Here is a 23,681-nt window from a genome sequence, read left to right on the forward strand (position 1 = left end):
CCGAGACAGCGCGGATAGTCCCCCTTCGCCCTCGTACCTTCAACGGGAAACACCATGCCCGACGTCCCTGACCTGCCGCTCGCCACCACCCGGCTGGTGGTCACGCCCGACACGGTGACGGTGCGCGACGGCCGTCCGCCCTTGAGCCTGCTGGTGCATGAGGGCGGCGCGCGCGCCGATACCACCGTCTTCTTCTGCCACGGCAGTGGCGGCAACAAGAACCAGTGGCGCCACCAATGGGCCGCCCTGGTGGAGGCGGGGGTGCGCATCGTCGCCTGGGATTTCGTCGGCCACGGCCAAAGCCCGCAGCCGCGCGACTGGGCGGCGTATCAGGGCAGCCATCTGGTGGCGGACTACCGCCAGATCCTGGAGACATATGGTCAAGGCCGCGTGATCCTGGCCGGCCATTCCTATGGCTGCCGCCTGACCTTGAGCCTGTTGCAGGGTCTGGCGGCGGAAGGGCGGCTGGACCGTGTGGCGGCGGCCCTGCTGCTGGCCCCGCCCAGCCCCGTCGCCCAGCTGGGCGCCAACCCGCTGAGCTGGCTGCCGCCCTTCATCCTGGAATGGATCCGCCCCATCATCTCCGCCAAGTTCCGTTCCCTGGCCTGGCATCCGGACACCGACGCCGCCCTGCTGGCGTTCGAGGAGCAGGCGACCAAGGGCAACAGCCTGTTCATGATGAAGGCGCTGATGAGCCAGGCGGCCCACCCCGACCCGGCAGCGCTGTCCGCCCTGACCCTGCCCATCACCGTGGTGGCCGGCGCCAACGACGGCCTGACTCCCCCGGCCGGCGCCCGCGACCTGGCCGGGCGCCTGCCCAACGCCACCTACGTGGAACTGGAACGCTGCGGCCACCAGATCATGCTGGAAAAGCCGGCCGAGACCAACGCCCTGCTGCTGGGCCTAGTGAACGGCTAAGGCGCCCTGGGGGTAGGGGTGGGAGTGGAGGAGTAGGTGATGGCCACGATGCGCCATCCGGTCGTGTCCTTCACCAGCTGCCACATCTCCAGCCCCCGGTTGGTTTCCACCCCGTCGATGAAGAAATGAAAGTCGAAGGTGACCGAGGCAACGGTGCCGTCGCTGACGATGCGGATGTTGTCGTGGCGCGGGTCCAGCGCCGATTTGGTCGTGGAGACGAAATTGGCAAAGTCGCGATGGCTGCCCTCCCGCACCTTGGGCTTGACCCCGGCGACAGGCGCGTATGCCTCCTCCGTCAGGACGTTCAGCCAGGTGCCGCCTTCTGGAATGAACAATGACGCCAGGCCGGTGCCGTCATGGCTGACCACGGCGGCGTGAAAGGCGTCCATCACTTGGCGAATGCCGGCCTCGTCCGGCCCCGCCGCCTGGGCCGCCGGGGCCAGGCACAGGCTGAGGGCGAATAGGGGAATGAGTAAGGCGCGCATGGGGCCTCCTGTCGTCGGGAATGCCCCTGCCTGGCACGGCGTCCGGCGCTTTAACGACTAAAGAAACGCTAAAGCCGCCTAAAGACGCGCTCCAGCCAGCCCTGCGGCCGCAACTGGGCGTCCAGCCCGTCCAGCCGCGCCGCCGTGACCTTGGCCAGATCGCCCGCTGGGCCAGCGGCGAAGGCGGTCCACACCACCCGCCCCGTGGCGGCATCCGTCGCCGTCAGCGACAGTTCCGGCGCGCCGTTCCACAGGATCAGACGGGGCGTCAGCGTCAAGCCATCCGCTGGCGGCGTGTCCGATGCCGTCACGGCCACAGCCGTCACTTGCGCCAGGCGGTTGGTCACCACCGTGTCCAAGGCACGCGACAGGGCATCATAGCCAGCCTCGCCGGTCTCGTTGCGCACCGGCGCCACCGCCACCGCCGGCCAGGGCGTTGATCCGGGTGCCAAGCCCCAACCCGCCAGGGCAACCAGCGCCACCGCCAAGCCCGCGACGGCCAATGGGCCCCAATGGCTATGAAACATCTGAAACGTCCCCTCCCGGGGAACGGACGACTCCTGGTTCAGCCGGTAGCCCCGTCGCGCCACGGTGACTAGGTGCACCGGCTCGCCCGCGTCCTCGTCCAGGGCGCGTCGTAGATCGCCGATGACCACGGCCACGCTGTTGGCGCTGACGGCCCTGCCCTGCCAAACGTCGGCCAGCAAGGCGTCGCGGCTGACCACCTCACCGCGTCGCACGCACAGTGCCGCCAGCGTCCGCGCGGCGCGATCCTCCAGCCGCCGCTCCGTCCCGTCGGCATGGCGCAGAGATACGCCGTCGAAAGTCCAATCACCGATGCGATGCGTAGGTGTCATATCGCTGATCCCTGCCTCGTCGGCCCAGGATAGCACGCCTCACTCGTACCGCAGCGCCGCCACCGGCGGGGCGCTGGCGACGCGGATGACGTGGACCGCCACCGTGGCCAGGGCCACGGCCAAGGCGGCGGCGCCGGCGGCCAGGAAGGTCAGGGGCGCCTGGTCCACCCGCACCGTGAATTGCAGCAGCCACTGGTGCAAAGCCCACCAGGCTACAGGCCACGCCACCAGGTTGGCCAGCAGCACCGGCCGGGTGAATTGCCAGGCCATCAGCCCCATGATGTCCGGTACCCTGGCCCCCACCACCCGGCGGACGCCAATCTCCTTGGTGCGCCGGGCCGCCGTCAGGGCGGTCAGACCGAACAAGCCCATATTGGCCAGCGCCACGGCCAAGCCACCGAAGGCGGCGAAAACGCGGGCCTGGCGCCTTTCCGATTGGTAGAGGCTTTCGATCCGCTCATCCGCGAAGGCGCGGCGCAGGTATTCGGCGTCGGGGTACAGTTTGTCGACCACGGCGTTCACGGCCGCAACCGTGGCCCGTTGGTCACCTGCGGCCAGGCGCACGGTCAGGTGCTGGCCGCTGGCCTTGATCAGGAACATCAGCGGCAGGTCGGCCCGGCGGGCGGACTGAAACCGCATGTCCGCCACCACGCCGGCGACCTCGGTGGGGTCTTCGCTGTTGATGGAGAGGCGTTCGCCCACCGCGTCCTCCGGCCTGGCGTATCCCATGCGCCGCGCCGCGGTTTCCGTCAGGATGAGGTAACGCGGCTTGTCCTCGTCCACCTCCGTCGGCTTCCAGCCGGAGGGCAGGCCCTTGCCCGCCACCAGGCGCGCACCATAGGTGGCGAAGAAATCCTGGTCCGCGGTGAAGCTGGCGATGCCCCGCGCCTGGCGCAGGGTGCTGCGGGTGTCCGCCGGGAGGTCGAAGCTGGACAGGCTTTCCGATTGGGCGGCCGGCACCAGGCTGGACAGGCTGGCGGCACGCACCCCGGGCAGGCGTGACACCTCCGCCTTCAAGGTGGCGGCCCGCGCAAGATCGGCGGGCAAGTTGCTGACCAGGTACAGGCTATCCGGCTGATAGCCCAGGCCAGCCGCCTGCACATGGGCCACCTGGCGCTGCACCGTGAAGGTCGCCACCATCAGGGCGATGGACACCGCGAACTGCGCCACCACCAGCACGGCCCGTACACGGCCGGCACCCGGCGCCTGGGCGCGGCCCTTCAGGACCTCCCCGGGCCGATAGCCCGACAACACCAGGGCGGGATAGAACCCGCCCAGTACGCCCACCAGCACGGGCGTGGCCAGCAGCAGGGGCAGCAGCCAGCCCCGCGTCAGGGGCGCCAGCGATACATCCCGGCCCACCAGTCCCTGAAACGCCGGCCGGGCCAGTTCCATGAGCGCCAGGGCGGCCACGGTGCCGAGGGTGGCCAGCAGCACCGCCTCGCCGGTGAACAGGGCGACCAGTTGCCGGCGGCGGGCGCCCACCAGCTTGCGGATGCCCACCTCGCGGGCGCGGGTGATGGCCTGGGCCGTGGCCATGTTGGTGTAGTTCGCGATGGCGATGCCCAGGATCAGCAGGGCGACGCCGCCCAGGACCTGCAAGGTGCCGACGTCCCCCTCGGCGAGGGTGCCCAGCACCTTGACCCGCAGATAGATGTCGGGGACGGGGTCAAGCCGCAGGCTGACCATGTTGTCCATCCCGCCGCCCGCCTTGTCGGGGTTGGGCGGGTTGTGCCGGTTGACGAACGCGGGCAGCGCCGCACCCACGGCCGCCGCCGACGCCCCCGGCGCCAAGCGGACATAGGTGGTGACGCCCGAGATGTCGGACCAGGCGCGCGGCTTCGCATGCGCCCAGGACTTGTCCCCCCGCGCGGCCTCGGCGGCGACCGCGGTGAAGACCAGATGGCTTTGCCGCAGCGGCGCCAGAACACCGGTGACGGTCAGGGCCGGTCCGTGCCGCACCTCGATCGTGCGGCCCATGGGGTCGGCGTCCCCGAACAGCGTGCGCGCCAGTTCCCGGGTTACCACCACGCCGTCGGGCCGGGCCAGCGCCAGGGTGGGATCGCCCCGTTCCAGTGGATAATCCAGCAGCCGCAGGAAATCCGGATCGGCCCACAGCACCCGCTGTTCGAAGTAGCGGGTGGCGGCGCCCAGCATCACCCGATCCGGCTCGATACGGGTGACGGCCTCCACCTCCGGCACCTCCTGCTTCAGGGGCTCGGCCAAGTCATCCGGAGCGAAGGCCAGCTTGATGGACTGCCCGCCTACGTTCAGCTGGCTGCCCACGCGGTACAGGCGGTCGACGTGGGTGAAACCCCGATCCACCGTCCCCTCTTCCGCGACGTAGAGGCTGACCAGCAGGAAGGCGGCGATACCGACGGCCAGACCCGCCAGGTTCAGGAGGGTGAACAGGACATGCCGGCGGAAGAAGATGGGCAGCGTGAACGTGGACATCGAGCACCTCCCCCTTATTCATACCGCAGGGCGCTGGCCGCCGGCGCCCGGGTCACGCGGATGACGTGGATGGCCACGGTGGCCAGTGCCACGGCCAGGGCGGCGGCCCCGGCGGCCAGATAGGTGCCGGGCCCCTGGTCCACCCGCACGGTGAATTGCCCCAGCCAGCGATGCAGCCCCCACCAGGCCAAGGGCCATGCCACCAAGTTGGCCAGCAGCACCGGCCGCGCGAACTGCCACACCATCAGCCAGGCGATGTCGCGCGCCCGGGCCCCCACCACCCGGCGGATGCCAATCTCCTTGGTCCGGCGCGCCGCCGCCAGCGCCGTCAGGCCGAACAGCCCCAGATTGGCCAGCACGATGGCCAGCGCGCTGAAGATGGCGAAGACCTTGGCTTGGCGCTCCTCCGTCCGGTACTGGGCTTCCAGCCGGTCGTCGGCGAAGCCGCGCGGCGCGCGGCGCGCCTCGGGATACAACCGATCCACCAGGGCGTTGATGGCGGCCAGGGCCGGACGGGGGTCGCCGGCGGCCAGGCGGACGGTCAGGAAGCCGCCGGTGGCGCCGATGGAGAACATCAGCGCCTCGTCCGCGTCGCGGGCGGTGCGGAAACGGACATTGCCCAGCACGCCCGCGACCTCGACCGCATGGTCTTCCTCATCAGTGTAGCGATCGCCCACGGCGTCTATGGGATGGCCATACCCCAGGCGCCTGGCCGCAGCCTCGGTCAGCCAGACATAGCGCCGCCCCCCGTCCATCGCAGCGTGCCAGCCGGGCGGCAGGGCAACCCCCGCCTTGAGATCCAGGCCATAGGTCGCGATAAAGTCCGGATCCGCCGAGAACTCCGGCATGAAGGCCTTGCCCGGCGTGGCGCCATGGGTGTCGCCGGGCACCGTGAGCTGGGTCATGAACTGGCTGATGTCGGCGGGGACGAGGCTGCTGAAGGCCGCGCCCTGGATGCCGGGCAGCTTCGCCAACTCCGTCTTCATGGTGGCCGCGCGCCGGGCGTCGTGGGGCAGCTGGCTGACGACGTACAGGTTTTCCGGCAGGAAGCCCAAGGCGGCGGTGCGGGCGTGCGCCACCTGGCGCAGCACCGTCACCGTGGCGATGATCAGGGTGATGGAGATGGCGAACTGCGCCACCACCAGCACGGCGCGCAGGCGGCCGGCGGCCGGCGCTGCCCCGCCCTTCAGCACCTCCGCCGGGCGGTAACCGGAGAGCACCAGGGCGGGATAAAGGCCGCCCAGCACCCCCACCACCAGGGGCGTGGCCAGGACCAGGGCAAGGAAACCGCCGTCACGCAGCAAGGAAAAGCCGAGCGGCCGGCCCACCAGCGCCTGGAAGGGGGGCAGCAGCACCTCCACCACCGCCAGGGCAGCCAGGGTGCCGGCGATGGCCAGCGCCACGGACTCACCGGTGAACAGGGCCACCAGCTGCCAGCGCCGGGCGCCGGCCAGCTTCCGGATGCCGACCTCGCGCGCCCGGTGGATGGCCTGGGCCGTGGCCAGGTTGGTGTAGTTGGCGATGGCCACGCCCAGGATCAGCAGGGCAGCAGCCGACAGGAGGCCCACGGTGCCAACGTCGCCGCCCGGCTTGGACTGGTTGAAGGTTTTGATGTGCAGATGGATGGCTGGCACCGGGTCCAGGCGCAGTGTCATGAAGCCCTGGCGCACATCATCCGGCAATTGGCTCAGGACGGCGCGGCGCCGCACGAAATCCGGCAGCCGCGCGGCCACCGCCCCGGCGGAGGCGCCCGGGCGCAGCCGGACGTAGACGGCGGTTTCCCCGATGTGGCTCCACTGCTCCGCCGCCATATGTGCCCAGTTCTTGTCGCCCCGACCACTGTCGGCAGCGATGCCGGTGAACTTCAGATGGGTTTCGGCCAGCGGCTTCAGCACGCCGGTGACGGTCAGCATCTGGCCGCCCGCCACCTGGACGGTGCGGCCCATCGGATCGGCATCCCCGAACAGGGTGCGGGCCAGATCCGGCGTCACCACCAGCCCGTCGGGCCGGGCCAGCGCCGTGGCGCTGTCGCCGCGGGCCAGGGGATAGTCCAGCACCCGCAGCAGGTTGGCGTCCGCCCACAACAGCGGCGTGGTCAGGACGCGATCCCCATCCTGAAGGTCGACATCCTCCTCCGAGGCGCGGGTGACCGCCTCCACCTCCGGGAAATCCTGCGCCAGCGGTTCGACCAGCAGGGGCGTGGTGGCGCCCAGGACGATGTCGTTGCCGCCCACGGACAACCGTGTCCCCACCCGGTACAGCCGGTCCACGCCGGTGAACCCCCGGTCCACGGTCAATTCCCCCGCCACATACAGGCTGACCATCAGGAAGCCGGCGATCCCCGCCGTGAGCCCGAACAGGTTGAGCAGGGTGATCAGCGCGTGGCGGCGAAAAATGGACGGCAAGACGATCATTCAGCGGTTTCCCCCGGCTGCGGAATGAGGCCATTGCCTTAAGCAAAAGGTGGGCCGTAGCTTAAGTTATTGTTATTGGTGATAATACCCGGACAACACTCTTGTCCGTTCCCGGACAGTGTCCGGCGGCGGACAGCGGCGGCGTCCGATCACTGCAGTTCCGCACGCAGTTCCCGCACACCACGGCCCAGCCGCCGCTTCAATAAATTACGCAAGGTTGCGGAGTCCGCGTACCCTACTTGGCCGGCGATCCGCTCCAGATCCTCACCCAGCGAAATGAGGTGCTGCACGCGTTCGATGCGCAGGTCCTGGAAGAAGGCGAGCGGGGACTTGCCCAACACCGCTTCGGCCCGGCGCTGCAGGGTGCGTGGGGTGACGGACAGGGCCTTGGCCGCCTCTTGAAGCGAGAAGCCATCGGCCAGATGGCTGCGCGCCCAACGCTCGAAACGTTCAATCAAGGGGTCGGCATGCGCCAGATAGTCCGGGACGATGTAGCGTGCCTGGGAGGGCCGCTTGTCGATCAGCATGAAGCGGGCCACGAAGGCCGCCAACTCGGGGCTTTTCTGCCGCATCAGCCACAGTGCCAGATCCAGGTGGCCCATGGCCGCCCCGGCGGTGACCACCTGGCCGCAGGCGGCAATCATACGCGTATCGTCCAGCCGGACGTCGGGGTAGCGCTGGCGAAACAATGGCGCCAGCGCCCAGGTGGTGGTCGCCTCCAAGCCGTTCAACAACCCGGCCTCGGCCAGCAGGAAGGTGCCAATGCAGGCGCCGGCGACGCCGATGCCCGCCGCATGCCAAGCGCGAAGATGGCCCACCGCCTCGATGACGTCCGTGCGTTCCAGCGCCTTCAACAGCAGGTGGGGCAGCTTGGCATTCAGCGCTGGGACGACCACCCAATCCGCCTTGCGGACGGCGTCCACCGGTTCAACGGGCGCGGCGAAGCCCAGGGCGGTGCGGACCTGCCGTCCTAGGCCCACCACACGTACGTCGAAGGGCGCGACAGGGTTCCCCTGGGCGGCCGCGAGTTCGTTCGCTGTTGAAAAGGTGTCCAGCAACACCGTCAGGCCGGTGTCGAAAACGTCATCAAGGGCCAGGATGGTCAGTCGCATGTCGCAAATTGCCCTAAGAATGTCACTTACGACCATAGCGCGACGTCGGCGTGAAATCTACAATCCAAATAAACACACCTGAGAATTCAGGTACTCTTGGGTAATTGTCATATGTTGGAGCATCATTCATGCAAATAACATCGGAAATACATTTGCTTTTATTGGTTATTCTTGCGACGATAATGATGTGGATTCCCTATACGGTGGCTAGAATCCTGACGCGCGGCCTCATACCGGCTCTGTCCTACCCTAATCCGTCCTATCCGCCCGACCCGGCCTGGGCAGAGCGGGCGCGTCGCGCCCATGCCAACGCCATTGAGAATTTGGCGCCGTTCGCCCCCCTGGTTCTCATCACGACCATGATCGGCGCCAGCACGCCGACGACGGCCCTGGCGGCCCAGGTCTATCTTGCGGCGCGGCTGGTCCACTACGTTGTCTATGCCGCCGGTATTCCAGTCATCCGGACACTAGCCTTCGTCACTGGATGGGGCGCCACACTGGTGTTGGCCCTCACCCTTCTGGGGCACGCTGGCTAATGGGGGTGGGGGGCGCCGCCAGCGCGGCCTTGTAGCCATCCAGCTGCTACCGCGACCGCCCCGTCATCCTGGTCGCCGGTGAAACGACGGCGCCCCTGCCATTCATCCCATGGCCATTGTCGGCGTTGCTCGCGTCACGCCCTGTCGATCCGCGCGGCATAGCAGCCGTATTTGGCGTAATGGGCGTGGATGTAGGCCACGTCCGTCCGGTCCAGCAGGCGATGGATGACGGGGATGGCGTCCGCACCGTCCACCAGGTCGGCCGTCACGATCATATGGCCCGCGTCGAAGCATCGTAGCGATAGGATGCGCCGTTCCAAGGCCGGCGGCAGGGCATTCACCGTCCGGCACGCTTCACCCACGCCCTCGCGCACATAGATCGCATGGGCGGAGCGATACGGGGTGAAGGCGGGTTGATGCTGATGGTTCACCAGCACCACGCGCTCCCCCGGGCGGGCATCCTCCAGGCTGACACGGCAGGGAAAGGCGCCCGGGGCGTCCACCATCTGGCGGCGGGCGCCGGCGGCCAGCAGACCGGCCTCATCCAGGGCGAACAAGGGGGCGAAGGGGGCCGGATCCAGGCCGGTGACGGTGAAGGACAGGGTCATGATGGCAACCGATTGTCAGGTGTCGATGTCCCACCCTGCCCCGCGCCGACGCGGCGGCCATCCCGTTTCCTGCGGTCGAAAATACTCAGTCGCCGTAGGCGTCCGGACCGAAAGAGGGCGGGCCGGGCTTCGCCACCTGCGTCGGTGGCATCTCATCCGCATCCGGCACCACCCGCACCAAGGTGCAAGGGTGGCCCTGGTTGTCGAGCGCCACCGGCATCGCGGGGCGTTGCATGAGCAGAAGGATGAAGGCAAGCAGGAGCAGCCCCAGCAGCGCGCGCGACAGCGCGCCGCCGGCGCCACCGGAAAGGCGGCCGGTCATGATGGTGTCCTTTATGGTTTCAAGGTGCCGCCCGCGGTGCGGAGCCCCGGGGCGGAGGAGCGTCCGTTCAGGCATTCGCTCCGTCACAGGCGAAGTATCGGTGACCGAACCCTTGGCAACAATGTGTATTGCGCGCAGTGTGCCTTCGCCGATGGCGAAGGGTGATCCGCGAAGGGGACCTGCATGCAATTCGACTTGACCGACCTGGCCCTGTTCCGCGACGTGGTGGAGGCGGGCAGCATCACCTGGGGGGCCGAACGGGCGCATTTGGCGCTGGCTGCGGCCAGCACCCGTATCCGCAACATGGAGGTGTCGCTGGGCGCCACCCTGTTGGACCGGGGACGGCACGGGGTGACCCCCACCCCCGCCGGCCGCGCCCTGCTGGCCCATGCCCGCGCCATCCTGGAACAGACGGAGCGCCTGCGCGAGGATTTGAGCGTTTACGCCGGTGGGGCGGCCGGCAACGTCCGCATCCTGTCCAACACCAACGCGCTGACGGAATTCCTGCCGGAGTTGTTGAGCAGCTTCCTGAACGCCCACCCCCTGGTGTCGGTGGATGTGGAGGAGCGGCTGAGTGACGAGATCGTGGCCGCCATCGCCGACGGCACCGGCGACATTGGCATCGTCGCCGGCACGGTGGAGACGGGCCAACTGGAAACCTACCCTTTCCGCCAGGACCGCTTCGTCCTGGTGGCCGCCCCCGCCCACCCGCTGGGCGGGCGTGACACGGTGACCTTCGCCGAGGTGATGGACCATGACCTGGTGGGGCTGGATCGCGCGGCGGCACTGCAACGCTTCCTGTCCGAGCGGGCCGCCCGGGCCGGCCGGCGCCTGCGCCTGCGTGTGCAGCTGCGCAGCTTTGACGGCATCTGCCGCCTGGTGGAGGGCAACGTCGGCATCGGCATCGTGCCGGAGACGACGGCGCGGCGCGCCGCCCAGACCATGGACATCCGCTGCATCGCCCTGACCGACAGCTGGGCGTTACGCGACCTGAAAGTCTGCACCCGCGGCCGCGCCCGCCTGCCCCGCTTCGCCAAGCTGCTGACCGATCATCTGTTGCACACGCCCCCGAAGGGGCCGCTTGAGGATGTGGCCATGGAGCCACCCGCAGCGGCCCCATAGCGCCGCTGGGCGCTTTTCCCTACACTTCCGCGTTCATGACGACGGGTCGGTATAACGGCCCCCGAGCCCCAAGGAAGAGTTCCCATGCGTCTGCGGCCCTTGATTCAGTTGACCGTCCTGGCCGGCGCCACCGTATTCAGCCTGCCCACTGTGAGCCTGCCCGCCTTGGGCGCCGAAGAGGCCAAGCCCGACCCCGTCCTGGCACAGATGGTGGCCTCACCCGCGCGGTCACCACAGTTCCAGGCGCGCGACGCCGCCCGCCATCCCCTGCAGGAGCTGGCCTTCTTCGGCCTGGCGCCGGATCAGACGGTGGTCGAGATATCGCCCAGCGGCGGCTATTGGACGGAGATCCTGGCGCCCTACCTGCATGACCGGGGCACCTACTACGCCGCCGCCAACCCCCGGGGCACGGACAGCGCCTACGCCAACCGCGAGAACGCCGCCTTCGATGCCAAGCTGGCCGCCGACCCGGCGCGGTACGGCAAGGTCAAGGTGACGGAATTCGGCCGGGGGCGCTTCGACATCGCCCCCGCCGGCAGCGCCGACCTGATCGTCACCTTCCGCAACCTGCACAATTGGATGGCCGGCGGTTACGCGGACGAGGCTATGGCTGCCTTCTACCAGGCGCTGAAGCCCGGCGGCATCCTGGGCATCGAGGATCACCGCGCCAGCGATGCGCAGCCGCAAGATCCGAAAGCAACCAGCGGTTACGTAAGACAGGATTACGCCATCGCGCTGGCCAGGAAGACCGGCTTCGAACTGGTGGCCAGCTCGGAGATCAACGCCAACCCCAAGGACAGCAAGGATTGGCCGGAAGGCGTATGGACCTTGCCCCCGACCTTGGCGCTTAAGGATAGGGACCGGGACCGCTATCTGGCCGTGGGCGAAGCCGATAATTTCGTGCTGAAATTCCGGAAACCCCTGCAATAAGCTGATTAGTTTATACAATATTCAGATAACAAACGAGTCTCGCGCCGCGCCGTCCCCGGTTGCGGCGCGTTTTCGTTTCCAGAGGCGCTGGATGCGGCGATCCGCCACGGCATAGGCCTTAGGTAATAACATTTCCATTTTTGATACCTTGGCATTTCTGCCGTTATCAAAAATGTGGCAAAATTCGCACACTTATCGGTTGATACCGACTGTTACAAATTCCGCCGTTTACTCGATCACACTTCTGCAAAAGAAATTGGTCGCAATCCTGCCCCGGTATGGGCGCGGGGCTGGCTGGGCGCCGTCGGCGCCGGCCAACGATCAAGACAGAAGAGAGATTGAGGAGAGGCATGAGGGAGATTTCCGTCGCCGCCCGCCGTAAGGTGTGGCGCCATGGCATCGCTGCGGGCGCCCTGATGGCGCTGGCCGCGACCACCGCCCAGGCCCAGCAGAAGCAGCAGGCCGCCGCCGATGATTCCCTTGAGGAAATCGTCGTCACCGGTTCGCGCATCGCGCGCCCCAACCTGACGCAGCCGACCCCCGTCCAGGTCATCAACTCCGAAGCCATCCAGGCCACCGGTCTGACCTCGACCGTCGACGTGCTGAGCCAGCTGCCGCAGACCCAGAACGACATGGGTCCGTCGACCAACGCCCGCTTCATCAACGGCGCCGGCGTGAACTTCGCCAACCTGCGCGGCCTGGGTGAATACCGCACCCTGACCCTGGTGGACGGTAAGCGCCATGTCGGTTCGCTGTCCGGCCGTAACGGTTCCGGCGGCACCTCGCTGGTCGACCTGAACAGCATCCCGCCGGCGCTGATCGAGCGCATCGAAGTGGTGACGGGCGGTACGTCGGCCGTGTACGGCGCCGACGCCGTGGCCGGCGTGGTCAACGTCATCACCAAGAAGAACTACGAAGGCGCTGAAGCCACCATCCAGTACAACTGGTCGGATGGGGACGGCTATCAGTCCACCGACATCAGCGCCATCGTCGGCCACAACTTCGACGGCGGCCGCGGCAACATCACCCTGGCAGTCGACTACAACCACGACCTGGGCCTGTACGGCCGTGATCGGCCGGAAGCGCTGTACAACTACTCCCTGGTGGCCAACCCGGCCAGCAAGCGCCCCAACGACGGCATCCCCGACCGCATCACCATCGCCCCCACCCTATCGTCGGTGTTCGCGGCCAGCGGCGCCCCGGTGATCCGTACTTTCATTCCGGGTTACGGCCAGTATGCCCTGACCTTCAAGACCGACGGTTCGGGACTGCTGCCCTTTAACCGCGGCAACATCATCAATAAGCCGACGAGCAGCACCAGCGCCGGTGATACCGTCTCCATCGGCGGCGACGGCGCCAACACGTCCAAGTACCTGACGCTGCGCACGCCCAACATCCGCGAAGTGGCGGACACGCTGGTCAACTACCGCCTGGCGCAGGACCTGGGCCCCATCGACACGGTGAACTTTTTCGCCGACCTGAAGTATTCCGACAGCCGCGGCACCAGCCGGTCCACGCCCATGACCAATGGCACGGGCAACCCGGCCACGGGTACCAACGGCCTGTCGGGCTCCGGCTCCCTGACCATTCAACGGGACAACGCCTACCTGCCGTCTGATCTGAAGGCGATCCTGGCGGCGAACCCCTCCATCCCTAACATCACCATCACCCGTCTGAATGAAGACTGGTATGGCCCGCGCGAGTACGCCTACGAGTATGAGGTGATGCGCGGCGTGTTCGGCCTGAACGGCGACCTCACCAACGGCTGGCATTACGAGGCTTATTACGACTACGGCCGCAACCGCACCAGCTTTGTGAACACCGACAAGGTCGTCAGCCTGTTCAACCAGCAGCTGGACGCCGTGAACGTGGGCGGCAAGATCGTGTGCCGCGACGCCACCGCCCAGGCCAACGGTTGCGCTCCCATCAACCCGTTCGTGGTCGGCCCGCTGACCGCCGCGCAGAAGAACTACGCCTTCACCTACACCAAGGAAATGGCGACGCTGCAGCAGCACGACGCCGCCTTCAACCTGAACGGCGATCTATTCAAGTTCCCGGCGTTGTTCAGCGGCACCATGGCCCCGGTCAGCTTCGCGGCCGGCGTCGAGTACCGCAAGGAAGAGTCGGTGGACAAGACCGACTTCCTCCAGAACCAGCCCTCCGGCACCATCTACGGCAACCAGAACGGTTCCGTGTCGGGCAGCTACGACACCACCGAAGTGTACGGTGAGTTGAGCGTCCCCGTCCTGCGCGACCTGCCGTTCGCCAAGGCCGTGGATCTGGACCTGGCCTATCGTTACTCCGACTACTCGCTGGCCGGTCCCGCCAGCACCTGGAACGTCCAGGCCGGCTGGGCCGTCAATGACGATGTGAAGCTGCGCGGCGGCATCGCCCGCGCGGTGCGCGCGCCCAACATCGACGACCTGTTCACCCCGGCTGGCGACAACTTCCTGGGCGTCAGCGATCCCTGCTCGGTCGAAAACATCAACGCCAACGCCACCCGCGCCGCCAACTGCGCCAAGGTGGTGCCGGCGGGCTACAAGTCCAGCGACTTCGGCAACCCGTCCACCCGTACGGGCGGCAACATCAACCTGAAGCCGGAAATCGGCCGCACCCTGACGGCCGGCGCCGTGTTCACGCCGACCTTCGTCCCGGGCCTGAACGTCACCGCCGACTATTGGCTGGTGAAGATCACCCAGGGCCAGGCGGCGCTGACCTCCAACTCCATCCTGACCAACTGCTATGATCTGAGCGCCGCCTCGCAGTGCGGCCTGATCACCCGCCGTGCGGACGGTTCCATCGCCACCATCTATGGCAACACCGTCAACATCGGTAAGGAAGTGGTGCGCGGTCTGGACTTCCAGGTCGACTATGCCTTCGAGCTGGATAAGGTGGGCCTGCAGAACATGGGCGGCCTGAACCTGGGCTTCACCGGTACCTGGGTTCCGGAAAGCATCATCATCCAAGACCCGGCCCACGCCGAGAACAAGCTGTACCGCGCCGGCACCGTCGGTTATCCGCACCTGAAGGGCCGCTTCACCGGCACCTGGGATTGGAACAACCTGTCGGTCACCTGGTCCAGCCGCTTCATCGGCGAGTCCGAGACCTTCCCGAACTCCACTGCTGAGATCGCTGATTTCAACAAGATCCCGACCTACTGGTACCACGACGTCTCCGCGCGGTACCGCTGGAAGAACATCACGGTGTTCGGCGGTATCAACAACCTGGCGGACAAGATGCCCCCGGCCGTGCCGTTCCTGTACCAGGGCTCGTACCAGGGCGGTTCGTATGCCACGTTCCCGGTCACCACGGGTGGCGGCGGCTCGTACGACATCGTCGGCCGTACCTTCTTCGTCGGCACGACGGTGAAGTTCTGATGAGTGCGGGGGCCGGGCGGCGACGCCGGGCCCCCATCCTGCGAGAAGTCGGGGCCGCGACCGGGAAACCGGTCCGGCCCCTTTCGCGTTCAGCCCCCGTGCGACCGTGGCCGCCGGGGTTTTGGGAGAGATGGATGAAGCACGCCCACATTGCCGCCCCCCTCGCGGCGACCCTCCTGGCCCTGGCCGCACCGGCCCAGGCGGCGACCGCCCCCAGCGCCGCCGGCGAGGTGGTGGCCTGCAAGAAGATCCCCGACCGGGACCAGCGCCTGGCCTGCTTCGACAGGAGCAGCGACGGCTTGGAAGCGGAGATGAAGAAGGCGGTGGAGGCCACCTTCGGCAGCCCGCCTGGCGTCAAGGCCGACCAGACCGAGGCCACGTTCGGCAAGCATGAGCCGCCCCCGCCCCCCGTGGCGGCGGAACTGGACAACATCCAGTCCCGCATCGTCTCCATGCGCCCCGACCCCGCCGGCCGGCCCATCTTCACCCTGGAGAATGGCCAGGTCTGGCGTTCCCAGGAAAACGCCCGCATCCGTCTGAAAGGCGGGGAGGTCGCCACCGTGTCCCGTTCCATGCTGGGCATGGGCTATCAGCTGCAGGTGGGGTACATGTCCTACAGCCTGAGCGTTGTGCGCGACCGCTGATGCCCGTTTTCATTGTTCCTCAAGCGCCGGCGTCAGCATCCGCTGACTTGGCTTCCTCGTTCCGTCCTTCGGTACTCACTCCGGGGCCGGCGGTCGCCGGCCACCAAGGGGGCTCAAGCCCCCTTGGGTCTTGTTCAGCGGTCAGTTCTGCGCCGGGCTGCCGGCGACGATGAACTTGCGGATGTCCTGGGTCAGCTTTTCGATGGCCTGGGGCTGCACGTACATCATGTGGCCGCCGGGGTAGTAGTTGAACGACACCCGGTTGGTGGGCACGCCCGCGTCGTTGAAGCTGTTCTCGGTATGGAAGAACGGCGTCGCCAGGTCGTAATAGCCCATGGCGACGAACGCCCGCATGCCCTTGTTCTGGCGCATGGCGTCGCCCACGAAGGGGCCGACGTCGGTGCCGCGGTAGGGCTCGCTGCCGCCGCCGTCCACCTGGGCGTAGTTCCAGCGGCGATAGAGGGAGCCCAGCACCTTGTACTCCCGCCCGCCCATGTCCAGGCCCAGGTCGTTGCGGAAATAGGTGTTCACCACGGCGCTGAACGCCCCGCTCATGCCATTCAGCGAGGGGTCGTTGTCCGGCCGGTCGCCTGAGCTGTCGTAGTCTTCGCCCAGGTAACGGCCGTCGATGCGGCCGATGCTCTTGCCCTGATCGCGCAGCAGTTCCTTCATGAAGCGGTGGTCCTGGATCTTCAGGTGCGACTGCTCGATGAAGGCGGGGGACAATCCTGTGAAATGGGCCAGCTTGGCCACCACCGCCTTGTGCTGTTCCGGCGGCAGCCGGTTGCCCAGGATGAGGGCGGAGGCGTACTCCGTCGCCGCGAATTGGCGGGCGTCGGCCAGGAACTTGTCGAAGCCCATGGAGGTGTCGGCCACCTTCTTGTGGTACCAGGCCGTGGCGGCATAGCTGGGCAGGAAGGACCAGTAGGGTACCAGGTTGCCCCGCGCGAAGGTCAGCGAGGTGTAGTCCATGGCCGGAGAGATCAGGATGATGCCGTTCAGGGACACGGTGGAGGTGGTGCCGCTCAGTTCCGGCAGCATGGCGCCGGTGCGGATGCCGCCATAGCTTTCGCCGCCCAGGAACTTGGGGCTGTTCCAGCGCTTGTTGTCGCCCAGCCAGACACGTACGAACTGCGCGACCGACTTCGCATCCTCCTTCACGCCCAGGAAGTCCTTCTCCTCCCCCTTACCGATGGCGTGGCTGTAGCCGGTGGCGACCGGGTCGATGAACACCAGGTCGGTCACGTCCAGGATGGAATAGGCGTTGTCCACCAGCGGGAAGGGCGGCGGGCCGGGGTTTTCGGCGTCCGCCGGGATCTGCACGCGCTTGGGGCCAAAGACGCCCATGTGCAGCCACAGGCTGGCCGAGCCGGGACCGCCGTTATAGAGGAAGGTCACCGGCCGCGTGGCGGAATTGGCGCCCTTCTTGGTGTAGGCGACGGAGAAGATGCTGGCGACGGGTTCGCCCTTCTCATCACGCAGATAGGTCTCCCCCGCCGAAACGGTGTAGTCGACGCGCTTGCCATTGAAGGTGCCGGAGCGGTCGACGGTGACGCGCTTGGGCGCGTCCGCTTTTGATGCGTCCGGGCCGGCCTTCGGCACGCCTTCCTTATGATCCTGCTTGTCGTCTTTTTTCTCCTGCGCGACGCCCATCACGGCAGGAGCCATGACCGCCGGCAGCGTCACGGCCAACACGGCCGCCACCAGCAGTGCCCAACGCCTGTTCTTCACTGGAACCCCCATTCTTTTTCAACGCTCTACGCCGGGCCGCCCCTGTCGAAACGGCCTAGCAGGCACAGCGTAACAAAAGCATTCGAAATAGGACGCCCGGATAAAAGTTTTAAGCGGGGGCATAGCTGGCGCCGTGCCAGCCTGCGGCCAGCCGGTCGAAGCGGATGGCCCGATTGCTGAGGCAAGGTCGCCGTCTGGCTGAATCGAAAAAGTCGCACCAACCAGGCACCGTGCCATCCATGAACTATCCCCATGGCACGGGAACCTTTGAAATCCTTGGGTGTTCTCACATCACACGTTTTTCTTCGGCCCCGGAAGCCTATCCTCTCCTCAGGAGGCAAAAACAAATCATGGACGTTTCCGGCCCCCCGTCCCCGCGGCGGACCATCCGTCGCCCCGCGCTGATCAGCCTGATGCTCGGCCTGGCGCTCTGCCTGTTCTGCCTGATGCCCGGCAAGGCCCAGGCGCAGACACCCTCCCCCCTCAGCGAATGGCAATATTCGGCCGGCGTGCTGCTGCGGTCGAAGTTCGAGAATCCGCTGCCCACCTGGGATGTCAGCGTCGGGGCCGCGACATCGTTGCAGCCGCGCTACGTCGGCTCGTCCGAATACCATGTGCAGCCGGGCATCAACCTGGATGTGCGCTACAAGGATATCGCCTTCTTCTCCATGGGTGAGGGCCTGGGCGTTAATCTGCTGCGCGGAGAGAACTTCCGCGCCGGCGTCGCCCTGGGCTTCGATGTCGGCCGCGACCAGGACGACAGTTCCCAACTGCACGGCCTGGGTGACATCTCTCCCGCGCCGGAGGCCAAGGTGTTCGCGGAGTACACCATCTTCCCCGTCGTGCTGCGCACCGCCGTGCGGCGCGGCTTCGGCGGCAACAACGGCTGGGTGGGGGACGTCAGCGCCTATCTGCCCGTCGCAGGGTCGGAGCGCTTCTTCGTCTTCGTCGGCCCGACCGCGACCTACGCCAACTCCTCCTACATGCGGCGCTATTTCGGCATCAACCCCAACCAATCCATCCGCAGCGGGTACCGCCAATTCACGCCGGGCAGCGGTTTCAGCAGCGCCGGCTTCGGCTCCAGCGCCGTATGGTTCTGGACGGAACACTGGTTCATGACGGCGGACGGCGCCTACCAGAGGCTGCTGGGCGACGCCGCCGACAGCCCCATCACCCGCGCCCATTCGCAGCTGACCCTGAACCTGAGCGTCGCCTACCGGTTCTGACCGCATAATATTCACGCCAATGCGGTTGGCGGCGCGCGCCCAACCACCCTAAGATGGTGGCGCCACAGGAAATACAGCCCTGGCGGAAGTTGGCGGAGGCCGGCTCCGCCAGGGCCTTTGGGGGAACCGCACCATGCCGCGCGTGATCAAGGTTTTCGATGCGTCGGCGCAGGCCCTGGCGGCTCTGCCCGGCGTCCGCCTGGTGCGGGACTATCCCGCCTTCCGCATCGTCGAGGTGGACGCGGATGACGCCGCCGCCGCGGTGCTGGCCACCGGCCTGACGGAGGAGATCAGCGACCTATACACACTGACCATGGCCAACACCGGTGCTGCCCCCATCGACACCGGCATTCCTCGCGTGGCCGCCGACGGCGGCCATGAGGCCCACCCGGCCTATGAGGACCAGGCCCCCTTGCCGCCGGGTGCCCACCATTACATCGTCCAGTTCGTCGGCCCCATCCAGGATGGGTGGCTGACCGCCGTGGCGGCAACGGGGGCGGAGGTGGTGGAGCCCTATCAGCACTTCGCCATCATCGTTCGCGCCACCGCCGACGAGGCGGGCGTGCTGAGCCAGTTGGGCATCGTCCGATGGGTGGGTCACCTGCCCTATTCCGCCCGCCTGATCCATGACATCGACGTCCTGGCGGCGCCGCCGGTGCCGGGCGCGCAGCACGGCCACGCCCTGCCGGACGCCTATACGGTAGAGTTTTTCGATGCCGCCCAGGCTCGGCATCATCAGGCCGATGTCGCCGCCGCCGGCTTCACCATCCTGGAGGAAGCGCCGGGCAGTTCCTTGCTGGTGGTGGAAACGACGGCGCCGGGCGAAGGCAGCCTGCGCGACAAGCTGCTGGCCCTGGCCCGGGTGCATGGGGTGAAGCGCATCGGCCGCCATGTGCTGCCCATGCCGTCCACCGACCAGGCCACCCGCATCATCGGCTCCGCCAACGTGCTGGCTGATGCCATGGGCCTGGGACTGACCGGTGCCGGCGAGGTGGTGGCGATGTGCGACACCGGCCTGGACTCAGGCGATCCCGCCACCATCCACCCGGACTTCGCCGGGCGTGTCCTGGCCCTGGAAAGCTATCCCATCAGCCCCAGTTACGCCTCGCGCATCAACAACCCGGGCGCCGACGACGGACCCGCCGACGTCAACCGCGGCCACGGCACCCATACCGCTGGGGCCCTGTTGGGGGACGGCACCGCCAGCGCCGAGTTGCCCAACCTGGCCGGCCCGGTGCGCGGCCTGGCCTATAAGGCGCAGGTGGTCATGCAGGCGGTGGAACAGTTCCTGGACTGGAAACCCGTCGAGGGGCAAACGCCGCCACCGCCCTATTCCCTGGCCGGTCTGCCCAGCGACCTGAAGGTGCTGTACAGCGCGGCCTACGGCAAGGGCGCCCGCATCCATTCCAATTCCTGGGGCGGCGGCACCAAGCAGGCCTACAATTCCTACTGCACGGACATCGACACCTTCATCTGGAACAATCCGGACTTCTGCATCGTCTTTTCCGCCGGCAATGACGGCGCCGACAATGACGGCGACGGCCGCATCGATCCCGGCAGCGTCACCCCGCCCGGCACGGCCAAGAACTGCGTCACCGTGGGCGCCTGCGCCAACAACCGGCAGGACATCCCCCTCACCAATGGCGCCAAATGGGGTGCCAAGGCCGCCCCGGTCGACGCCCTGGTGGCGGGCGGCCCCGACCAGATGGCCCCCTTCAGCAGCCGGGGGCCCACCCAGGACGGTCGGATAAAGCCCGACGTGGTGGCCCCCGGCACCTTCATTCTGTCGACCCGGTCGCAGCGGCTGACCAGCTACAACGGCCAGACGCCCTATTACACCCCCACCACGCCTTTCTACATGTATGAGAGCGGCACCAGCACGGCAGCACCGCTGGTTGCCGGGGCCATCGCCCTGATCCGTCAATATCTGCGCACCCAGGCGGGCCATCCGGCGCCCTCCGCCGCCCTGCTGAAGGCCGCGCTCATCGCCGGCGCGGTGCCCTTGAGCGGAACGGATGGTCCGGTGCCCGACATCAACCAGGGCTTCGGCCGCGTCCACCTGGATATTATCCTGGCGCCGGCCGCCCCCTTACGTGCCACCTTCCTGGACGGCGGCAGCGTCGCCACGGGCGACCTTTATCAGCACAGCCTGCAGGTGGTGGTGGACGGCAGCCCCTTGCGGGTGGTGATGGCCTATAGCGACTACCCCGGCGCCAGCCTGGTGAACAACCTGAACCTGGTGCTGCGCGGGCCTGACGGCTCCACCCTCACCGGCAACGCCGGCCCCGGCGGCCAGGACCCCAATGGCCAAACCCCCAACAGCCAGACGATGGACAGTGCCAACAATGTCGAGGTCATCGCCGTGGCGGCGGCGGCGGCCGGCACCTGGATCGTGCAGGTGATCGGCGCCAACGTGCCCCAAGGGCCGCAGCCCTTCGCCCTGGCCCTGCTGGCCGCCAGTTGAAAGAAAAAGGGCGGCGCCCCCAAGGCCGCCGCCCTTTCTTTTAAACCTATCCGGACAGCACCGTTCCCTACACTGGCCCGGGGTCTGATCGGCGGGCCAGCCGGTGCCGTGCGTCCGTGACCGGCGGCCTTACAGCGCGTCGGTGTCTGTCTCGCCCGTACGGATACGGACGGCTTGCGCCAGTTCCAGCACGAAGATCTTGCCGTCGCCGATCTTGCCGGTGTTGGCAGCGGCCTGGATGGCCTCCACCGCCTTGTCGGCCAGATCGTCGGGCACGGCCACTTCGATCTTCATCTTGGGCAGGAAGCTGACGGCGTACTCGGCGCCCCGGTAAATCTCGGTCTGGCCCTTTTGACGGCCATAGCCCTTGACTTCGGTGACGGTCAGGCCCTGGACCCCCAGACCGGTCAGGGCGTCGCGCACCTCATCCAGCTTGAAGGGTTTGATCACCGCGATAATGAACTTCATCAGACCACTCCCTGATTGGATATTCGTGATCGCCGGGGGCGGGTCGGCCGGGTCAGTCTAACATCACCGGCCGACTTCTGTTCCCACGGATCCGCTTGGACTTCAGTCCCTTAGGGATAGCTCGGCCATTCCCAAGGATACGCAACCAAGGCTCAGTGGATGGACTCGCCATGCAGGGCGATGTCCAGGCCGTCGCGCTCGACTTCCTCATCGACGCGCAGGCCGATCACCAGGTCGATCACCTTCAGCAGGACAAAGGTGATGACGCCGCACCACACGATGGTGAAGGCCACACCTTCCAGCTGGATGATGATCTGGGCGGCATTGCCCTCGATCAGGCCCAGCTTCGTGTCGGGCGCGTCCTTCAGCGTGGCGGCGAAGGCGCCCTCGCTGTTGGCCACGGCCATCTTGGCGAACACGCCGGTCAGGATGGCGCCGACGATGCCGCCGATGCCGTGCACGCCGAAGGCGTCCAGGCTGTCGTCATAGCCCAGGGCCTTCTTCAGCGAGGTGGCGGAGAAGAAGCAGATGATACCGACGGCGATGCCGATGGCGAAGGCGCCAACGGTGTCGACGAAACCGGCGGCCGGGGTGATGGCCACCAGACCGGCCACGGCGCCCGAGATGATGCCCAGGACCGAGGGCTTGCCCTTCACGGCCCACTCAACGAACACCCAGGCCAGCGCCGCAGCGGCTGTAGCCACCTGGGTCACGGTCATGGCCATGCCAGCGCGCGGACCGGCCGTCAGGGCCGAACCGGCGTTGAAGCCGAACCAGCCCACCCACAGCAGCGAGGCGCCGATGAGGCTCAGCACCAGGTTGTGCGGGCTGAAGTCGGCGTTGGGATAACCCTTGCGCTTGCCGATGACCAGGCAGGCCACCAGGCCGGCGATGCCGGCGTTGATGTGCACGACGGTGCCGCCGGCGAAGTCCAGCACGCCCAGCTTGGCCAGGTAGCCATTGGGATGCCACACGGTATGGGCGATGGGGGCGTAGACGACCAGCGACCACAGCGTGATGAAGATCAGCATGGCCGAGAACTTCATGCGATCGGCGAAGGCGCCGGTGATCAGCGCCGGCGTGATGATCGCGAAGGTCATCTGGTACATCATGAACACCGGCTCCGGGATCGTCGGGGCCAGGGCGTGGGTACCGGTCGGGTCCATGCCCGCCAGCAGCACGCGGCTGAAGCCACCGATGAATTCCTTGGCGTCGGCGGCATCACTGGCCGCGGAGAAGGCCAGGCTGTATTCGACCAGCGCCCACAGCACGGTCACCAGACAGGTAATGGCGAAGCTCTGCATCACCATGGCCAGCACGTTGAACTTCCGGACCATGCCGCCGTAGAACAGCGCCAGGCCGGGAATGGTCATCATCAGCACCAGCGCCGTGGACGTCAGCATCCACGCCGTGTCGCCCCCACTGATGGTGGGCGCGGCGGGCGCCGCAGCGGCGGCCGCGGCCGCGGCGGGTGCCGCGGCGTCCTGAGCGAAGGCCAGCTCCGGCGCCATGCCGGCCAGCGCCATTACCATCAATCCTAGTAAACGGTTCCCAAGCAAACGGTTCATCTGGCTCCCCATTCCCGTTCGTTTAAGCCGGTTCCGGCACCCCCAGGTCTGCCCCCGGGAACCAGTCCGGCCATCAGCCAACCGTCCACTCCTTTCAAAGTTCGTGCCGCAGTGCGAACAAGGGCCCCGGATGGCGGGAACGCTGGCCCCCATCCCCCCGCAGGCCACCCCCATTTGTTGCCGAAAGGTTAAAAAATCCGCACGCTTTTCGGGCGGACCGCCCGGCACCATGGGCCATTGCCTATATTTAAGGCGTTTCTCACTTTGCCACAGCTTGTGGTTTCAGCTTATTTTTGAAGCTGTTTCAAGCGGCTGGGCCTAATGGTTGCGACACCGGGTTTCGGGCGAAACGTAGAATTTCGTTCCACGCCTAAAAATCGTGCACATTTTTTCAAATTCCACTACCTTGGCACAACTTATGGAAACCAGTTTCACCACAGACATG

At 67.0% G+C, this 23,681-nt stretch carries 18 protein-coding genes; 8 read left to right on the plus strand and 10 right to left on the minus strand.

The genetic code is table 11. From position 1 onward, the window contains the following. Positions 1-54: 54 nt before the first annotated feature. Entirely contained in the window at positions 55-918 is an 864-nt protein-coding gene (locus P5F91_RS04660; protein ID WP_145612338.1) for an alpha/beta fold hydrolase, read from the plus strand. Here the strand turns inward: P5F91_RS04660 and P5F91_RS04665 are convergent. From P5F91_RS04665 to P5F91_RS04685, 5 genes are all read right to left on the minus strand, one after another. Then, on the minus strand, positions 915-1,403 hold the full coding sequence (locus tag P5F91_RS04665) for a YybH family protein (protein ID WP_145612339.1): 489 nt from the start codon (positions 1,401-1,403) through the stop codon (positions 915-917). The genes P5F91_RS04660 and P5F91_RS04665 overlap by 4 nt on opposite strands. A 68-nt stretch (positions 1,404-1,471) precedes the next feature. Then, a complete protein-coding gene (locus P5F91_RS04670) occupies positions 1,472-2,260 on the minus strand; it encodes a winged helix-turn-helix domain-containing protein (protein WP_277906660.1) in 789 nt (262 codons plus the stop codon). Between the two features lie 39 nt (positions 2,261-2,299). After that, positions 2,300-4,714 (minus strand): ABC transporter permease, encoded by a 2,415-nt coding sequence (locus P5F91_RS04675; protein WP_145612341.1) that lies wholly within the window; start codon positions 4,712-4,714, stop codon positions 2,300-2,302. Between the two features lie 14 nt (positions 4,715-4,728). Beyond that, complete coding sequence (locus P5F91_RS04680) at positions 4,729-7,128, minus strand: ABC transporter permease (protein ID WP_145612342.1); 2,400 nt, start codon at positions 7,126-7,128, stop codon at positions 4,729-4,731. A gap of 149 nt (positions 7,129-7,277) precedes the next feature. Continuing rightward, complete coding sequence (locus tag P5F91_RS04685; protein ID WP_277906661.1) at positions 7,278-8,240, minus strand: GlxA family transcriptional regulator; 963 nt, start codon at positions 8,238-8,240, stop codon at positions 7,278-7,280. Between the two features lie 128 nt (positions 8,241-8,368). On the opposite strand from P5F91_RS04685, the gene P5F91_RS04690 reads away from it, so the two are divergent. Continuing rightward, the gene (locus tag P5F91_RS04690) at positions 8,369-8,776 is read left to right on the plus strand and encodes an MAPEG family protein (RefSeq protein ID WP_145612344.1); all 408 of its coding nucleotides are present in this window, start codon (positions 8,369-8,371) and stop codon (positions 8,774-8,776) included. Positions 8,777-8,910: 134 nt separating this feature from the next. Here the strand turns inward: P5F91_RS04690 and P5F91_RS04695 are convergent, their stop codons facing one another. Together P5F91_RS04695 and P5F91_RS04700 are read right to left on the minus strand one after the other, a co-directional pair. Continuing rightward, positions 8,911-9,384: a DUF1203 domain-containing protein gene (locus P5F91_RS04695; RefSeq protein WP_145612345.1), complete on the minus strand. Its 474-nt coding sequence runs from the start codon at positions 9,382-9,384 to the stop codon at positions 8,911-8,913. 85 nt (positions 9,385-9,469) lie between these two features. Continuing rightward, on the minus strand, positions 9,470-9,706 hold the full coding sequence (locus P5F91_RS04700) for a hypothetical protein (RefSeq protein WP_145612346.1): 237 nt from the start codon (positions 9,704-9,706) through the stop codon (positions 9,470-9,472). Between the two features lie 183 nt (positions 9,707-9,889). On the opposite strand from P5F91_RS04700, the gene P5F91_RS04705 reads away from it, so the two are divergent. From P5F91_RS04705 to P5F91_RS04720, 4 genes are all read left to right on the plus strand, one after another. Next, on the plus strand, positions 9,890-10,828 hold the full coding sequence (locus P5F91_RS04705) for a LysR substrate-binding domain-containing protein (protein WP_277906662.1): 939 nt from the start codon (positions 9,890-9,892) through the stop codon (positions 10,826-10,828). A gap of 84 nt (positions 10,829-10,912) precedes the next feature. After that, positions 10,913-11,758 carry a class I SAM-dependent methyltransferase gene (locus P5F91_RS04710; protein ID WP_277906663.1) on the plus strand — a complete coding sequence of 282 codons (846 nt, stop codon included), beginning with the start codon at positions 10,913-10,915 and terminating at the stop codon, positions 11,756-11,758. 350 nt (positions 11,759-12,108) lie between these two features. Next, on the plus strand, positions 12,109-15,135 hold the full coding sequence (locus P5F91_RS04715) for a TonB-dependent receptor domain-containing protein (protein WP_277906664.1): 3,027 nt from the start codon (positions 12,109-12,111) through the stop codon (positions 15,133-15,135). A gap of 134 nt (positions 15,136-15,269) precedes the next feature. Beyond that, positions 15,270-15,779: a hypothetical protein gene (locus P5F91_RS04720; RefSeq protein WP_277906665.1), complete on the plus strand. Its 510-nt coding sequence runs from the start codon at positions 15,270-15,272 to the stop codon at positions 15,777-15,779. A 141-nt stretch (positions 15,780-15,920) separates the two neighbouring features. Here P5F91_RS04720 and P5F91_RS04725 read toward each other — a convergent pair whose 3' ends face one another. After that, positions 15,921-17,510 (minus strand): S10 family peptidase, encoded by a 1,590-nt coding sequence (locus tag P5F91_RS04725; protein ID WP_277906666.1) that lies wholly within the window; start codon positions 17,508-17,510, stop codon positions 15,921-15,923. Positions 17,511-17,860: 350 nt separating this feature from the next. Between P5F91_RS04725 and P5F91_RS04730 the strand changes: the two genes are divergently transcribed. Both P5F91_RS04730 and P5F91_RS04735 read left to right on the plus strand, forming a co-directional pair. After that, positions 17,861-18,736 carry a MipA/OmpV family protein gene (locus tag P5F91_RS04730; protein ID WP_277906667.1) on the plus strand — a complete coding sequence of 292 codons (876 nt, stop codon included), beginning with the start codon at positions 17,861-17,863 and terminating at the stop codon, positions 18,734-18,736. 133 nt (positions 18,737-18,869) lie between these two features. Continuing rightward, a complete protein-coding gene (locus P5F91_RS04735) occupies positions 18,870-21,200 on the plus strand; it encodes a S8 family serine peptidase (RefSeq protein ID WP_277906668.1) in 2,331 nt (776 codons plus the stop codon). A gap of 129 nt (positions 21,201-21,329) precedes the next feature. Here the strand turns inward: P5F91_RS04735 and P5F91_RS04740 are convergent, their stop codons facing one another. After that, on the minus strand, positions 21,330-21,668 hold the full coding sequence (locus P5F91_RS04740; protein WP_004271938.1) for a P-II family nitrogen regulator: 339 nt from the start codon (positions 21,666-21,668) through the stop codon (positions 21,330-21,332). A 152-nt stretch (positions 21,669-21,820) separates the two neighbouring features. Then, complete coding sequence (locus P5F91_RS04745; protein WP_422394444.1) at positions 21,821-23,200, minus strand: ammonium transporter; 1,380 nt, start codon at positions 23,198-23,200, stop codon at positions 21,821-21,823. Between the last annotated feature and the right edge of the window lie 481 nt (positions 23,201-23,681).

The organism is Nitrospirillum amazonense (assembly GCF_029594735.1).
Classification (GTDB): domain Bacteria; phylum Pseudomonadota; class Alphaproteobacteria; order Azospirillales; family Azospirillaceae; genus Nitrospirillum; species Nitrospirillum amazonense.